14 protein-coding genes and 1 pseudogene are annotated in these 15283 nt (G+C 74.3%); 9 read left to right on the plus strand and 6 right to left on the minus strand.

The window, feature by feature from the left end:
* Both AB0D08_RS37070 and AB0D08_RS37075 read left to right on the plus strand, forming a co-directional pair.
* A partial coding sequence (locus AB0D08_RS37070) for an RHS repeat-associated core domain-containing protein (RefSeq protein ID WP_359894736.1) occupies window positions 1-1044 on the plus strand: 1044 nt, incomplete at its 5' end.
* An 88-nt stretch (window positions 1045-1132) separates the two neighbouring features.
* On the plus strand, window positions 1133-1381 hold the full coding sequence (locus tag AB0D08_RS37075; RefSeq protein ID WP_359894738.1) for a hypothetical protein: 249 nt from the start codon (window positions 1133-1135) through the stop codon (window positions 1379-1381).
* Window positions 1382-1491: 110 nt separating this feature from the next.
* On the opposite strand, the gene AB0D08_RS37080 is transcribed toward AB0D08_RS37075, so the two are convergent.
* Window positions 1492-4482, minus strand: a complete 2991-nt coding sequence (locus tag AB0D08_RS37080; RefSeq protein ID WP_233288898.1) for an AAA family ATPase — start codon at window positions 4480-4482, stop codon at window positions 1492-1494.
* A 266-nt stretch (window positions 4483-4748) separates the two neighbouring features.
* On the opposite strand from AB0D08_RS37080, the gene AB0D08_RS37085 reads away from it, so the two are divergent.
* The 3 genes from AB0D08_RS37085 to AB0D08_RS37095 all read left to right on the plus strand — a co-directional run bounded on the left by AB0D08_RS37085 (window position 4749) and on the right by AB0D08_RS37095 (window position 7913).
* Window positions 4749-5771 (plus strand): hypothetical protein, encoded by a 1023-nt coding sequence (locus tag AB0D08_RS37085; RefSeq protein ID WP_359894740.1) that lies wholly within the window; start codon window positions 4749-4751, stop codon window positions 5769-5771.
* A 236-nt stretch (window positions 5772-6007) separates the two neighbouring features.
* Window positions 6008-7531, plus strand: coding sequence for an aldehyde dehydrogenase family protein (locus AB0D08_RS37090; protein WP_033818114.1), 1524 nt, complete (start codon window positions 6008-6010; stop codon window positions 7529-7531).
* Between the two features lies 1 nt (window position 7532).
* A complete protein-coding gene (locus tag AB0D08_RS37095; protein ID WP_033818113.1) occupies window positions 7533-7913 on the plus strand; it encodes a DUF779 domain-containing protein in 381 nt (126 codons plus the stop codon).
* A 304-nt stretch (window positions 7914-8217) separates the two neighbouring features.
* Here AB0D08_RS37095 and AB0D08_RS37100 read toward each other — a convergent pair whose 3' ends face one another.
* Window positions 8218-8646, minus strand: a complete 429-nt coding sequence (locus AB0D08_RS37100) for a DUF6325 family protein (RefSeq protein ID WP_033818111.1) — start codon at window positions 8644-8646, stop codon at window positions 8218-8220.
* A 194-nt stretch (window positions 8647-8840) separates the two neighbouring features.
* On the opposite strand from AB0D08_RS37100, the gene AB0D08_RS37105 reads away from it, so the two are divergent.
* On the plus strand, window positions 8841-9164 hold the full coding sequence (locus tag AB0D08_RS37105) for a hypothetical protein (RefSeq protein ID WP_033818110.1): 324 nt from the start codon (window positions 8841-8843) through the stop codon (window positions 9162-9164).
* Window positions 9165-9207: 43 nt separating this feature from the next.
* Here AB0D08_RS37105 and AB0D08_RS37110 read toward each other — a convergent pair whose 3' ends face one another.
* The gene (locus AB0D08_RS37110; protein ID WP_033818118.1) at window positions 9208-10425 is read right to left on the minus strand and encodes a serine hydrolase domain-containing protein; all 1218 of its coding nucleotides are present in this window, start codon (window positions 10423-10425) and stop codon (window positions 9208-9210) included.
* Window positions 10426-10518: 93 nt separating this feature from the next.
* Between AB0D08_RS37110 and AB0D08_RS37115 the strand changes: the two genes are divergently transcribed.
* A complete protein-coding gene (locus tag AB0D08_RS37115) occupies window positions 10519-11031 on the plus strand; it encodes an NUDIX domain-containing protein (protein WP_359894744.1) in 513 nt (170 codons plus the stop codon).
* Here AB0D08_RS37115 and AB0D08_RS37120 read toward each other — a convergent pair.
* Window positions 11007-11672: a cytochrome b/b6 domain-containing protein gene (locus AB0D08_RS37120; RefSeq protein ID WP_359894746.1), complete on the minus strand. Its 666-nt coding sequence runs from the start codon at window positions 11670-11672 to the stop codon at window positions 11007-11009. The genes AB0D08_RS37115 and AB0D08_RS37120 overlap by 25 nt on opposite strands.
* Entirely contained in the window at window positions 11656-12309 is a 654-nt protein-coding gene (locus AB0D08_RS37125; RefSeq protein WP_082526205.1) for a molybdopterin-dependent oxidoreductase, read from the minus strand. The genes AB0D08_RS37120 and AB0D08_RS37125 overlap by 17 nt, the downstream gene beginning before the upstream one ends.
* A gap of 197 nt (window positions 12310-12506) precedes the next feature.
* On the opposite strand from AB0D08_RS37125, the gene AB0D08_RS37130 reads away from it, so the two are divergent.
* On the plus strand, window positions 12507-13286 hold the full coding sequence (locus tag AB0D08_RS37130) for a TetR/AcrR family transcriptional regulator (RefSeq protein WP_082526204.1): 780 nt from the start codon (window positions 12507-12509) through the stop codon (window positions 13284-13286).
* A 132-nt stretch (window positions 13287-13418) separates the two neighbouring features.
* A complete protein-coding gene (locus AB0D08_RS37135; protein ID WP_359894748.1) occupies window positions 13419-15191 on the plus strand; it encodes a hypothetical protein in 1773 nt (590 codons plus the stop codon).
* On the opposite strand, the pseudogene AB0D08_RS37140 reads toward AB0D08_RS37135, so the two are convergent.
* Window positions 15190-15283 (minus strand): annotated as a pseudogene (locus tag AB0D08_RS37140) (LCP family protein); the annotation flags it as partial. The gene AB0D08_RS37135 and the pseudogene AB0D08_RS37140 overlap by 2 nt on opposite strands.

Genomic DNA, 15283 nt, shown 5'->3' on the forward strand with positions numbered 1-15283 from the left:
ACCGACCCCTTCGGCAACCCCCGCGGCACCCAGCCCGCGACCGGGACCTGGGCCGGCGACAAGGGCTTCGTCGGCGGCACCAAGGACGACACCACCGGCCTCACCAACCTCGGCGCCCGCGAATACGACCCCGTCCACGGCCGCTTCCTCAACCCCGACCCCCTCATGCTGACGGACGACCCGCAGCAGTGGAACGGCTACGCCTACAGCAACAACAACCCCATCAACACCGCCGACCCCAGCGGCCTCCAACTGGAGGAGTGCGCCAGCGGCCTGTACCGCTGCTCGCACGGCGGTACCCAGGTCGAAGGCCCGGCCCACGGCGGTCTCCCGGGCGGCTGCAGCGCGTTCGCGTACGTGTGCGGCATCGGCAGCGACTCCACCAGCGACTGCTCCACCAACTGGCACCCGCCGTGCGCACCCATCACCGCGAGCAACGGCAGCGGGAAGATCACCGTCATCAGCCGCACACCCGTCATCACCGGTACGGACAACGGGAAGGACAGCGACAAGGACAAGGGCAAGAAGAAGCACAGCAAGGGGATCAAGGACAGCGTCATCGACGGTTCCCTGAACCTTCTCGCCAAGACCGGTGTCGTGGAGAAGAAGAAGGACCCGCACACCGGGACCTACGGGTTCTGCATCAGCGCCGGTGCCTCCGCCGGCATCGCGGTGAACGGGTCCGCCTGTCTGACCCGCACCTACGGACCGGACGGGGAGGAGCACGGCAATCTGCTCACCAGCGCCGGCACCGGGCTCGGCGGGTTCGGGATCTACGGCTCGGCCGACACCCTGTTCAGCAACGCCGACGACGTCAGCCAGCTGTCGGGCTGGGGCGGCCAGCTCGAAGTCACGGCCGGCGAAGGCCTGGTGGGGCACGGCGCCGTGGGCACCGGCGGCTCGAAGAACAGCAAGGGAGATCTGGTGGTGACCGGAATGGTCGGCGTCGGAGCGGGGCTCGACTACATCCCGCCCGTGCTGCCCGTGAACGTCACCGGAGGCGTCTCCTACACTTGGGTCCACCAGCCGTTCGGCAACAGGTAACGGCATCCGGCCCGGGCGCCGCCAACAGCGCCCGGGCCGTCCGTCCGCCCGGCCCTACCGCACTCCTCACCCCAACCGGAGGCAATACATGTCGACCGCTGGCGCCGTCTTCTTCTGCTGTGTCGGATCCGGTTTCCTGGTGGCGGCCTGGATCCTGATCACCAAGTCCCGCCCGATCGCGGGCTGGTGGAAGAACAACCTGGTCACCATGGGGTACCAGGACCGCGCCGAGCGCCTGACCCCCGGCACGCTCAAGGGGTTCGGCGTGTTCTTCGTGCTCTGGGGTCTGCTGGCCGTCTCGCTCGGGGCCGCCAGCCTCCTCGGCGTGCTGCACTGACCCCGCGCCGACGGTTGGTCGGAATCGGCGGATCCGCCTGAGTGCCCGCGGCCCCGGACGCCCCGCTTCGACGAGGTGTCCGGGGCCGCGGCGCGCCCGGCGCGGGCGGCTCAGCCGTCCCGGCCGGGTCGCTGGTCCGACTCCTCGTCCGGCCCCTGGTCCGGCCCCTGCTCGGGCAGGCCGAGCGCGGCGGCCAGGCCCTCCGGCCCGGTGCCCGCCTTGCGGTGGACGGCGGCCAGCCGGCGGTGCACCAGGCTCAGCTGGAGGTCGAGCCGCTCGGCGATCCGCTGCGGCGGCAGCCCCTGGACCGCGAGCTGGGCGACCTCCCACTCGGGCTGGGTGAGCGCGTCCCGGCTGAGGGTGTGCAGCCGGTTGGGGCGCAGCCCGGAGACCGCCAGCTCGCCGCGGGCCTTGGCGACCAGGCCGTCGGCACCGCAGTGCTGGGCCAGCTCCATGCCTTGGTACAGGTACTCGCCGGAGGCGCTCAGCCGGCCGACCCGGCGCAGTGCCGCGCCGAGGTCGACCAGGGCGTGGGCGTGCTCGTACCCGGCCGGGGACAGGCCCAGCCGGCCGACGGCCTCCTCCAGCAGTTCGACGGCGGCCGGGCCTTCGGTGGTGGCCGCCTGCAGCCGCAGCGCGGTGCCGATCGCCGACGGGGTCCCGAACTCCCGGGCCCGCTCGACGGCCAGCTCCGCGTACCCGCGGGCCGCGTCCGGGTCGTCGGGGGCGAGCGCCACCGCGAGGTGGCCGGCCCACGGCGCCCAGACGGTGTTCTTCCAGCCGCGGGCGTTCAGCTGCTCGCCGACCTCGGTGAAGACGGCGGCGGCCCCGGCCCGGTCGCCCCGGGCGAGCAGCAGCTTGCCGTACAGGGTGGGCGCGTCCGGCAGCACCATGGCGGTCGTGTGGTACGGCGGGGCGAAGCGGTAGCGCTGGGCGAGTTCCCAGGCCTCGGTGAAACGGCCGCGGGCCAGCAGGGTGTCGGCGAGCACGCCGACGATGTCCCACTGCAGCGGGATGCCGGGGGCGATCCGCTCGGAGATCTTCAGGCCCCGGCGCAGGAAGTCCTCGGCCTCGGGGAGGAAGCCGCGGCGGAACCGGACCAGGCCCATCAGGAAGTAGGCGAAGCCGCGGTGCGCGCCGCTCCAGCCGGCCACCTCGAACTCCAGGATGGCGTCGGAGAACAGCCGTTCCGCGCGGGCGAGTTCGTCGGTGTAGGTGAGGGTGAGGCCGACCAGGGCGGGGAGTTCGAAGCCCCAGGTGGTGTTGGTCCAGCCGAGCTCGGCGGGCAGCCGGCCGTCCGCGAGGACCTCGTCGGCGTAGCCGACCGCCTTGGCGGCGGGGGCGCCGCGCAGGGTGAGGTCCCAGGCGCGCATCGCCAGCACGGCGCGTTCGGCGGCGGTGTCGCGTTCGCCGAGGCTGAGCGAGAGCTTGTGGAGCCGGTCGGAGCGGCCCGGGCCGTCCTCCTCGTCGCGCTGGAACGCGGCCCACATGAAGTGCGCGGCCTCCAGGCGGAGCCGGCCCGGTCCGGGCGGGGTGCGCTGGGCCTCCAGCCGGCAGGTCTCGGCGGCCCTGACCAGCTCGCCGGAGTGGGCCAGCACCTCGGAGAGCCGGAAGGTGGCGTCCACCCGCAGGTCGTCGCCGAGACCGTCCATCTCCAGCGCGAGCCGGAGCTGGTTGACGGTAGCGGACGGGTCGGTGAGCAGCGCGGAACAGCCCAGCTCGTACATCACCACGGCGCGGTCCGCCTCGTCCGGCGGCTCGGCCAGGGCGCGCTCCAGGCAGCGCTGGGCGGCCTCGGGTGCGCCGATCGCGAGGTGCTCGGTGGCGGCCTTGCGCAGTTTCCGGACGATCGTGTAGTCGCCCTCGGGGAGGGTCTCCAGCAGGTGCCGCGAGGCGGTGAGCAGGCTGCCGCCCGCGTTCTCGATGGCGGCCGCGGCGATGCCGTGCATGGCGGTCTTGGTGCCGGAGGGCATGGTCAGGTAGATCGCGGTGCCGATCAGCGGGTGGACGAACTCCAGCCGCCCGTTGGGGCTGCTGGTGAGCACCCGGTGCTTGCGCAGCTGGCGCACCGACTCGTCGGACTGGTCGGGGCCCTGCGCGCAGATGATGGCGGCGAGCTGCTGCTTGATGTCGGTGCCGAGCAGGGCGGCGGCCCAGGCGAACCGCATGGTAACCGGGCCCAGCTTCTCCAGCCAGTACTGCAGGGTCTGGCCGCGGGCGGCGGCGGCGAGGTCGCGCAGCCGCGGGGTGTTCTCCTCGATCGGGTCCAGGCCCTGGTCACGGACCTCACGCAGCAGCGCCTGGATGTCGTACGGGGTGCCGGCGGTGATCGCCCAGACCTGGCGGCAGAAGGCGTCGTCGGCCAGGGCGCCGAAAACACCGCGGACCAATTGGGTGACCGAGGCGGGGTTCAGCGGGTTGAGCTGGTGTCGGCGGGCCGCCATGCCCTCGATCTGCTGGATCAGTCCCCGGGCCTCCTCGGCGAACTCGTCGCGGTAGCCCAGCACCAGCAGGACCGGCAGTTCCTGGCAGCGGACCGCGAAGGAGGAGAGCCAGGTGAGCGACTCCAGGTCGGCCCAGTGCAGGTCGTCGACGATCATCACCAACGGGGCCCGGCGCGGGGCGAGTTGGGTGAGCACGAAGTCGAGTCCGTCGCGGACGCCCTGCGGGTCGAGCGGCTCCAGCTCGCCGGAGGGCGGGAACAGGCCGATCGCCGGGCCGACGATGCCGCGCCAGTTGCCGAACACCTCGCGGCTCTCGGCCTCGCTCAGCGCGCCGAGCACCGGGAGCAGCAACTGCCGTAGTACGCGGAATGGTTCGTTCTGCTGCCGCTCGCCGCCGCGGGCGAACAGGACGGTGCAGCCCGGCTGCAGTCTGGCGAGCCTGCGGACCTGCCGCAGGACCGAGGTCTTGCCCATCCCGGGCGGGCCGGAGTAGAGGAGCAGTTCACCGATCTCGGTGCCACCGTTGGCGAACGCCCGGCAGAGTCTGGCGACGGCCTGTTCGGCGCTGCCGAGCTCGGATTCGCGCTCGTGGAGCGGGTCCTCGACCGTTCCGGCGCCGAGCCCTCGCTCCCCTTGCCCGTGCTGATCTCCGGCCACCGTTGCGCCCTCCGCCTCACAGTTCCGTGGTTCTGTCCCCGACATTAGCGCCGCGCACGCCCCCATGGGCGGCATTCGCGCAGGCCGGAGGCCACGGACAGGGTTGAGAGCGAGAGCCAGGGGCAAATGCCCTGATACCTCTGACATCTGATGATCTGATCAGATAATCTTCGGCCCGCACAGCTGGAGATGATCTTTTTTCCGCGGGCCACCCCGAGGCCGAGCAGGACGTACGGCACAGACCCCTCAGCAGCGCCGGGAGAACGATGTCCGACTGCACCTCACTTGAGCTTCCGTTTCCCCACAGGCGGAGCCCCCACCAGGCGGGGGCGGCAGCCCACCACCGGCTGTGGCTGGACCGCCACAGACAACTGACCGCCGGCATCACCGAGCCCGCGTACGAGCACTGGGACGTGTCGGAGCTCGCCGCTTTCTGCTACCCCGAGGCGGGGCCGGACGAACTCGGCCTGGCCGCCGACCTCCTCGGATTCTACTTTCTCTTCGACGACCAGTTCGATACCGAACTCGGCCAACATCCGGCCGAGGTGGCCAGGATCTGCGACCGGCTCTGCGGAATCACGCACGGCACCGCCGCATTCGCCGCGACCACCCCGTTCGGATCCTCCGCCCCGTCCACCTCTCCCGTCCCGTCCGCCTCATCCGCTCCGCCCACCCCGTCCGCCACCGAGCACGCCTTCGCCGACCTCTGGCGCCGCAGCCAGCGGGGGATGTCCGCCCGCTGGCGGGCCAGGGCCGCGTACAACTGGGAGTGGTACTTCGCCAGCCACCCCGCCGAGGCGGCCGGCCGGGCCTTCGCCGAACTCCCCGACCGGGAGAGCTACTTGGTCCTGCGCCGCGGCACCGCGGCAATGGAGACCCTGTTCGACATGATCGAGCGGCTCGGCCACTTCGAGGTGCCGCAGAGCGCCTTCCACCACCCGGTACTCCGTCGACTGCGCCAACTCGCCGCCGACATACCATCGTTCAGCAACGACGTGCGCTCCTACCCGCTGGAGGCGCCGCGCGGCGACGTGTACAACCTGGTGATGATCGTCCAGCAGGAGCGCGGCTGCCCGGCCGATGAGGCCAGCGCCGTGGTGCTCGCCGAGGCGCAGCTGATGATCAATCAGTTCGCCGAACTGCGACTGCAGCTGGCGGACGTCTACAACCAGCTCGAGCTCGACGCCGCCCAGCGCGGCGCCGTCCAGCGCTACGCCGACGGACTCGCCGCCTGGCTGGCGGGCTACCTGCGCTGGGAGGGCCGCACCGGCCGCTACCGGGCCGGGTAGCGCGCCGGGCCCGGCGCCGCACCGCCGGCGCCGGGCCGCCGCGGCCCCACCACTACCGTGACCGGTCCGGTACGGGGCGTAGCGGCGGCGCCGACCGGGCGGTTAGGGTGCGGACCGGAGGGGCGGACCCCTCCAGTCAGCTTCCAGCATCCTTCCGCCCGGGCCGCCTAGGCTGCCCGGCGCGCTGCCCCGGGGCGGGCCCGGACGGCGGCGCCTGTCGTTGCGAGGAGAGAGCTTTGACGGTCTACCAGCCCCCCGGCCGGCCCGGTTCGGTGGTCGAGTTCCGCAGCCGCTACGAACACTGGATAGGCGGCGACTGGCGGCCCCCGGTGCGGGGTCAGTACTTCGAGAACCCCACCCCGGTGACCGGCCGGCCGTTCTGCGAGGTGGCCCGCGGCACCTCGGAGGACATCGAGGCCGCGCTGGACGCCGCGCACGCCGCCGCACCCGCCTGGGGCCGCACCTCCCCCGCCGAGCGCGCCCAGGTGCTGCTGCGGGTGGCCGACCGGATGGAGCAGAACCTGGAGGCCCTGGCGGTCGCCGAGAGCTGGGACAACGGCAAGCCGGTCCGGGAGGCGCTGGCGGCGGACATCCCGCTGGCCGTCGACCACCTGCGCTACTTCGCCGGCGCGCTGCGCGCCCAGGAGGGCTCGCTCTCCCAGCTCGACGAGGACACCGTCGCCTACCACTTCCACGAGCCGCTGGGCGTGGTCGGCCAGATCATCCCGTGGAACTTCCCGATCCTGATGGCGGTCTGGAAGCTCGCCCCGGCGCTGGCCGCGGGCAACGCGGTGGTGCTCAAGCCGGCCGAGCAGACCCCGGCCTCGATCCTGGTGCTGATGGAGCTGGTCGCCGACCTGCTGCCGCCGGGCGTGGTCAACGTGGTCAACGGCTTCGGTGTGGAGGCCGGCAAGCCGCTCGCCTCCAGCCCGCGGATCCGCAAGATCGCCTTCACCGGCGAGACCACCACCGGCCGGCTGATCATGCAGTACGCCAGCGCCAACCTGATCCCGGTCTCGCTGGAGCTCGGCGGCAAGAGCCCCAACCTGTTCTTCGCCGACGTGGCCGCCGAGCAGGACGCCTTCTACGACAAGGCGCTGGAGGGCTTCGCGATGTTCGCCCTCAACCAGGGCGAGGTGTGCACCTGTCCGAGCCGGGCCCTGATCGAGGCGCCGATCTACGACCGCTTCCTCGGCGACGGCCTCGAGCGGGTCCGGGCGATCCGCCAGGGCAACCCGCTGGACACCGACACCATGGTCGGCGCACAGGCCAGCAACGACCAGCTGGAGAAGATCCTCTCCTACATCGACATCGGCCAGGCCGAGGGCGCCAAGGTCCTGGTCGGCGGCGAACGGGTCCAGCTCGACGGCGAGTTGGCGGGCGGCTACTACGTGGCCCCGACCGTCTTCGAGGGCACCAACCGGATGCGGATCTTCCAGGAGGAGATCTTCGGCCCGGTGGTCGCGGTGGCCCGCTTCGACGGCTTCGACGACGGCATCGAGATCGCCAACGACACCCTGTACGGGCTCGGCGCGGGCGTCTGGACCCGGGACGGCTCCACCGCCCACCGGGCCGGGCGGGCGATCCAGGCCGGCCGGGTCTGGACCAACTCGTACCACCTGTACCCGGCGCACGCGGCGTTCGGCGGCTACAAGAACTCCGGGATCGGCCGGGAGACCCACAAGATGATGCTGGAGCACTACCAGCAGACCAAGAACCTGCTGGTCAGCTACTCGCCGCAGGCTCTGGGCTTCTTCTAGGATGGCCGCCTCCCAGGTGGCCGTCACCCCGGCGGCGGCCGGTCTGATGCGCGAACTCGCCGCCGAGCACGGTCCGTTGATGTTCCACCAGTCCGGCGGCTGCTGCGACGGCTCGGCGCCGATGTGCTACCCGGCCGGCGAGTTCCTCACCTCGGCCGCCGACCACCTGCTCGGCGTCCTCACGGTGGACGGGCTCGCGCCGGTCGAGGTCTGGATGGCCCGGGACCAGTACGCGTACTGGTCGCACACCCATCTGACCATCGACGTGGTGCCGGGGCGCGGCAGCGGCTTCTCGCTGGAGGCGCCGACCGGCCACCGCTTCCTGGTCCGTTCCCGGCTGCTGACGGACGAGGAGGCCCAGGCACTCCACCCAGGCGCCTGACCCAGCAACTCCGGGGGCGTGCAGCCCAGAGCGCACGCCCCCGGAGTGCACCTACCGCTTGACCGAGCGAGGTACGACCGCGGGTCCCCGCCCCATCCGCCACCCGGCGGCCGGGCCCTGCTCGACGGGATCCGGCCAGGTGCCGGGTGCAGTGGTACGGGCCGCCCGCACGGCGCCGCCGGTCACCAGGCCGCGGCCGAGCGGGGTGCCCGGCGGACGGGCTGCCCCGAGCGGGCGGACCGGGCCCGGCAGCGCGGACGGCGGAACGGGCACGGTCGACGGGACGGACAGCAGCACGGGGTCCTCAGTTCTGTGCCGCGACGCGCGCGCGGGCGGCGCGTACGGCTTCCTCGATGTTCTCCGGGGGGATCCGCACGCCGGAGGCGATCCGTCCGCCCACGGCGCGCAGCGCCTCGGCCGCGGCCTCGGCCCAGACGTGCTCGATCAGGACCAGCAGCGCGACCGAGCCCGGCGCCAGCAGCTCGGCGGCCTCCTGCGCGTCCTCGGGGCCGATCAGCGGCAGTTCGTGGCCGCCGACCGCGACCACGCCGCGCAGGTGCTCGAAGTCGGCGAGTTCGCCGTAGGTCGCCTCGCCGTCCGGGTGCCGGGTGACCACCAGTGAGTCGATCACCCGGATGTCCCCGGCGGTGCGCAGCGCGACCAGCGCCGCGGCGGTCTCGCGGGTGATGGTCTCCTGCGGGAACGTCAGGACGAGCAGTTCGGCCGGCCCCATCCAGGGCTCCCTTCCTCGGGCTGGTCCCCCAGCCGGATCCAAGCACACGGCGGGCCCGCCCGGGTCCGCCGACACCCCGTCCGGGGCGGCGCACGGGGGGACTGCGAACGGCCCAGGCGGCGCGCGGCCCGGTCGCGTCCGTGGTCTCTGGAGAGCAGCGGCCGACCGTGCCGCGGAACAGGAGCCACCGACCCATGACCATCCCCGTCGACAAGCTGTCCCAACCCGCCGTGCGCACTCTGGTCGCCGCGATCAACGCGGGTGACCGCGACGCCTTCCTCGGCGCGCTCACCCCGGACGCCACCATGTCGGACGACGGTTCGGACCGGGACCTCACGGACTGGATCGACCGGGAGATCTTCTCCTCGCGCGGCCGGATGGAGGTGCAGACCGAGAAGGACGGCGGTCTGGCGCTGGTCGCCAACTTCCGCAACGACACCTGGGGCGAGATGCGCACCGCCTGGCGGTTCACCGTCGACAGCGGCAAGGTCAGCCGCTTCGACACCGGCCAGGCCTGACCCGCCGGGGGCCGCGCCTGCCTCCCCGGCCCCGGCCCCGGCCTCAGCCGGCGAGGCAGGCGCGGACCGCGCCGATCAGCGTCCGGGAACGGATGTCGCCGGTCACCCCGGGCTGCATGCCGTTGGTGACGTACCCGAAGCCGATCCCGAGCGACGGGTCGGCGAAGCCCAGCGAGCCGCCGCGGCCGGGGTGGCCGAAGGCGGCCGGGGAGGACATCGGCGAGGTGCCGCCGTGTCGGAAGAAGCCCTGGCCGAAGGAGGTGTTGACGATCAGCACCCGGTCCGGTCCGTCCACCGAGGGCCCGGCCGCCTCGGCCAGCGTCGCGGCGTCGAACAGCGCGGGCAGCCGCTCGCCCGGGGCGCCGGCGTGCCGGTCGGCGGCGCCGATCAGCGCGGCGTAGAAGCGGGCCAGCGAGCGGGCGGTGCCGATGCCGCCCGCGCCGGGGACCTCGGCGGCCTGGATCGCCGGGTCGTTGAGGTCGACCGGCGGGCGGACCGCGCCGAACGCCCGGGCGGTCAGCGAGGCCGGGTCGCGGTAGGCGTCCCGGACGTTCTGCTTGGGCCGGATCCGCAGGCCGTTCGGCCCGACCTGGGCGGCCTCCGGCGCGGGCAGGTCGACCAGCCGCCCGACCCGGGGTGCGGCGCCCGCGGGCAGGCCGATCCACAGGTCGAGGCCGAGCGGGCGGGCGATCTCCTCGGCGAACAGGTGGCCGATGCTGCGGCCGTCCGCCCGCCGGACCAGCTCCCCGGCCAGCCAGCCGAAGGTGTACGGGTGGTAGCCGTGCGCGGTGCCCGGCTCCCAGGCCGGGGCCTGCGCGGCGACGGCGGCAACCGCCGGCTCCCAGGCGATCAGGTCCTCGATCCGCAGCGGGGTGTCCAGTGCCGGGAGGCCGGCCTGGTGCGACAGCAGCCAGCGGACCGGGATCCGCTCCTTGCCCGCGGCCTTGAACTCCGGCCAGTAGGAGGAGGCCGGCGCGTCCAGGTCGAGCAGGCCGCGCTGGAACAGCAGCAGCGCCGCGGCGGCCGTCAGGCCCTTGGTGACCGAGCGCAGCACCTGCGCGGTGTCCGCGGTCCACGGCACGGCGGGCGCGGGCCGGGCACCGACCTCGGGCCGGGCGTCGCCGCCCCACAGGTCGACCACCTTGCGGCCGTCGGCGTACAGCGCGAAGGCGGCGCCGAGCTCGCCGTGGTCCCGGAAGTTGCGGGCGAAGGCCTCCCGGACGGGTTCGAAGCCGTCGGCCGTCTCGCCCCAGATCTCCACCGTGCTCACGCTCGCCGACCTCCGCTCCGTCGCCGCCCTGGTTCGCACGATAGTCCGGTGCTCGGGCTGACGCCGAGTCGGTACCGTGGGGCCATGACGAACCCCGCTGACGAGCTGCTGGACGTGGTCGACGCGCAGGACCGGGTGATCGGCACCGCCCCGCGCGGCGAGGTCTACCGGCGGGGGCTGACCCACCGCTGCGTGTTCATCCTGGTCCGCGACGCACAGGGACGGATCTTCACCCACCGCCGCACCGAGCAGAAGCTGTTCGCCCCCGGCGCGTACGACTGTTTCGTCGGCGGGGTGGTCGGCAGCGGCGAGAGCTACGCCGAGGCGGCCGTCCGGGAGGCCGAGGAGGAGCTCGGGGTGAGCGGGATCCGGCCCGAGCCGCTGTTCAGGTTCCTGTTCGAGGACGGCGCGGGCCTGTCCTGGTGGTGCGACGTGCACCAGGCCGTGTGGGACGGTCCGGTGTCCCCGCAGGCCGAGGAGGTCGCCTGGCACGACTGGCTGACCGAGCCGGAGCTGGCGCGGCGCCTCGCGCAGTGGGAGTTCGTCCCCGACGGCGTGGAGACCTGGCGGCGCTACCTGGAGTGGCGCGCTTCCTGAGCCCCGGGCCCCGGCGGCCGGTGGTCCGGCGGTTCCCAGTCCGGGTGCTCCCGGGCGGCCCAGAGCGGGTCCACGCTGCCCGTGCGCATGCCGCGCCGGGCCTCCGGGTCCCGGACCGCCATCCAGATGTGCCCGCCCACCACGACGGCGACCGCGACCGCCAGCCAGTCGTGGACGAAGGTCGCGCCGGTGCGCCACACCAGCGGCGCGAGGTGGGTGAACCACATCAGCAGCCCGGTGCCGAGCATCACCAGCACCGCACCGGCGGTCCAGGCCGCGTACAGCTTCTGCCCGGCGTTGAACTTCCCCGCCGGGCGGCGGTACGAGCGGCGGCGCACCGCGCGCAGCCAGGCGCGGTCCAGCGGGGTGAAGCGGTTCAGCCGGGTCAGGTCCGCCCGCAGCGCCCGGGAGGCCAGGCCCAGCAGCAGCGGAGCCGGGAGCAGCAGCCCGCACCACTCGTGCACCGCGGTCACCAGGCGGCGGCGCCCGACCAGCTCGCTCAGCGGCGGGTAGTACAGGAACGCGGCCGTCACCAGGCACACCAGCATCAGCCCGGAGGTGGCGCGGTGCACCCAGCGCTCGGCCCGGCCGAACCGCGGGACCCGGCCCGCCTGCGCCGCCCGCTCAGCCGGTGGGCGCATCGTCGCGTCCGTTCGAGCGGCCCACCCAGGCGTCGACGTCATAGCCGTAGTGCTCCCAGTAGCCGGGTTCGACCGAGGGCGTCAGCGTGATGCCGGAGAGCCACTTGGCCGATTTGTAGAAGTACATCGGCGCGACGTACAGCCGCACCGGGCCGCCGTGCTCGTGACTGACCGGCCGGTCCTGCATCCGCAGCGCCACCAGCACGTCGTCGCGCCGGGCCTGCTCCAGGGTGAGGCTCTCGGTGTACTCGCCGTCGAAGCAGCTGAACCGCACCGCACCGGCGTCCGCCCGGACCCCGGCCGCGTCCAGCAGGGTGGCGAGCCTGACCCCCTCGAACGGGGTGCCCGGCACCCGCCAGCCGGTCACGCACTGCACGTCGTGGACGATCCGGGTCTGCTCCATCGCCTGCAGCTGGGGCAGGCTGAAGGTGACCGGTCGGTCCACCATCCCGTCGATCCGCAGCGTGTAGTCCGCGGCCGTCCGGGTCGGCACCGAGCCGACCACCGAGTAGTACCGGAAGCCGCCCCCGCCGGGCAGCAGCCCGCTCAGCCCGGTCGGGTCCTTGCTGGTGACCCCTTCGACGGCGCGTTGCAGGAACGGGCCCGCCGCCACCCCGGCCACGCCCAGACCGAGCATGCCGAGGACGACGCGGCGTCCGACGGGGGTTCCGGAGGTCTCACTCACACCGTCGATTCGACCAGGTCGGCGTGGTCGGGGCCAGAGCCGCGGGGCCGCCGTCAGAATTTCGTCATCTCCTCCAAGGACGGCCGGTCCACCCCGGCCCGCACGATCGGACGACCGGCCGGGACGGCATCGACCGATAGGGTGACGGTATGGCTTCCCGTACGCCGACGGCGGCGACCCGGACTCCGGAGGTGCGTGCGCCGCGCCGCAGGCTGAGCGTGGACGAGCGCCGGGAGCAGCTGATCGCGGTCGCGCTCGACCTGTTCAGCAAGCACCCGCCGGAGGACGTCTCCATCGACGACATCGCGGCCGCCGCGGGGGCCTCCCGGCCGCTGGTCTACCACTACTTCCCCGGCAAGCAGGCGCTGTACGAGGAGTCGCTGCGCCGGGCCGGCCAGGAGCTGGCCGGGCGCTTCGAGGAGGCGGCCGAAGGGCCGATGTCCGAGCGGCTGCTGCGGGTGATGGGCCGCTACCTCGACTTCGTGAACAGCCACGGCCCCGGCTTCGAGGCGCTGCTGCGCGGCGGTTCGGTCGCGGCCAGCCCCGGCACCACGGCGGTGATCGACGAGGTCCGGCGGGCCGCGCTGGAGCAGATCCTGCTGCACCTCGCCGTTCCCGCGCCCAGCCCCGGGCTGCGCCGCACCGTCCGGGCCTGGATCGCCAACGCCGAGATCACCTCGCTCGACTGGCTGTCCGAGCGCAGCGTCCCGCTGGAGGAGCTGCAGCTGCAGCTGGTGCAGGAGTTCGTCGCGGCGCTGGCGGTCACCGCGGCGCGGGAGCCGGGGCTCGCGGCGGAGCTGGCCGGGTTCTTCCGCAGCGAGCAGCCCGGGGGTCCGACCGGGCGGCTGGTACGCGAACTGGCGGGCCTGCTGGCCGTTCCCGGCCTCGCGGAGGACCTCGGCCGGCTCGCCGCCCCGCCGGCCGGCTGACGAGGCGGGCCGCACACATCCGGAGCTGCCGCGCCCGCTTGGTGAGCTTCGGTGCCGGATGCCGCCGGGTCAGCGGTTTCTGATAGAAAGTGGGCGTTAATGCCACACCGAGAGCGAGGGGGGCTCGGCGCCATGACTCAGGACGGCTTCACAGCCGCGGAGCGGATCGCGGCCACACTGGACGCACTGGCCGAAACGCTGCTGGGCGAGCGGGCCACGCACTACCCGGCCGCCACCCTGGCCGCTTTCGGGAGCACCGCGCACCCGGCCGCCGGCGCCCTGTTCGGCGTCCGGATCGGCCCCAACGGCCCCGGTATCACCGGGGTCCACGGTCTCGGCACGGTGGTGGAGGCGGCCCACACCCGGCGCCCCGAGCCCGCGCCGGGAGCGGCCGCCGAGCTGCTGGCCCGGTACGGCGGCGGTACGGTGCGCGGCGCCGCGGCCCCGTCCGCGGCGGCGTTCCGCTTCCCGGTCGGCCACGGCAGCGCGGACGAGAAGCTGCGCCCGGAGTTCCCGCCCGCGCTGGCCGCGCTCGCCGCGGACCGGCCGGTCCTCGCACCTGACGAACTGTCCACCGGTTCCGGTGTCGAGGCGCGCCTGCTGGTGCCCTCGCTCTTCCACCCGCTGGCGATCCGCGGCGACGGCGCCGCGCTCGGCGCACACCTGACCGAGGTGGCCGCCGAGCTGTTCGCCGGTGCCGACGCCGAGGCCCGCAAGGAGTGGGCGGTGGTGGCGGCCGCGCTGGCCGAGGAGACCGCCGCCGCGGGCGTGGTCTTCGCCGGCCTGGCCGCGGTCGAGACGCAGGGCCGCCGCTCGCGCGCCTCGCTGGTCGCCGCGCTGGTGCCGCACGCCCAGGAGGTCGGCGAGCTGGCCACCGAGCTGGCGGACCGGCGGCCCGCCGCCGAGGTCTGGCGGGTGCTGCTGCCGGCCGGACCCGCCGTGCTGCTGGTCGAGCCGCGGACGGTACCGGTGCCCGCGCCGCTGACCGCCGACGGGCGGCCGCTGTCGCTGGTCGGTGTCACCGCCGAGGCGTTCCTGCCGCTGCCGGACGGCCGGTCGGTGCTGACCGTCCAGCTGAGCACCGCCCAGGCGGACGACTGGGAGCTGTACACGGGTGTGTTCGCCCGGGTGCTGGAGAGTGTCCAACTCGCCTGGGACGGCCAGGTGCACGTCGCCGCGCAGCCGCCGCAGGTCCAGCAGCCGGCCGCCGCCCCGGTGCAGGCCGCACCCCCGGCCCCCGTCGCGGCCCCGCCGGTTCCCCCGGCCCCGCCCGTGGTGCCCCCGGCGCCGGCCCCGGTGGCCGAGCAGCCCGCTCCGGCGGCCCCGACCGCCCCGGCCCCGACCGCCCCGGCCCCGGCCGCCCCGCCTGCTCAGCCCGCCCCGCCCGCTCAGCCCGCTCAGCCCGCTCAGCCCAAGGGCACCCCGGTGCGGGTCCCGCCGGCGGACTTCAACCCGTTCGCCCCGCCCGCGCCCGCCGCCCCGGCGGCGGCCGCGGCGCCGTCGGCCGAGCCCGCCGCGCCGGGCAAGGGCACGCCGGTCCGGGTCCCGCCCGCCGACTTCAACCCGTTCGCGCCCCCGGCGCCCGGCACTGCCACCGCGGCCCCGGCCGCCCCCGCCCCCGTGGCGGCCCCTGCGGCGCCGGCCGCCGCGGACCCGTTCGGTACCACGGTGCCGACCGCGGTGGCCGACCCGTTCGGCACCGCCGTGGCCGGGAGCGCGGCGCCCGTGCCCGCCGCCCCGCCGGTGGCCGCTCCGGCGGCGCCCGCCGCCGCGCCGGCACCGGGCAAGGGGACGCCGGTCCGGGTCCCGCCCGCGGACTTCAACCCGTTCGCGCCCCCGGCCCCGCCGGCCGCCCCGGCCGCCGAGGCGCCCGCCGAGCCGGCCGAGCAGCCCGCGCCGGGCTGACCTGCTTGATCAGCGAGGACATGAAGGCCTGCTGACGCTTCATCCGGCCGATGTCGGAGCCGTCGCCGATGCCGTGGCGCAGCCGGACGTAG

It is taken from the genome of Kitasatospora sp. NPDC048540, assembly GCF_040651175.1.
Taxonomy (GTDB): domain Bacteria; phylum Actinomycetota; class Actinomycetes; order Streptomycetales; family Streptomycetaceae; genus Kitasatospora.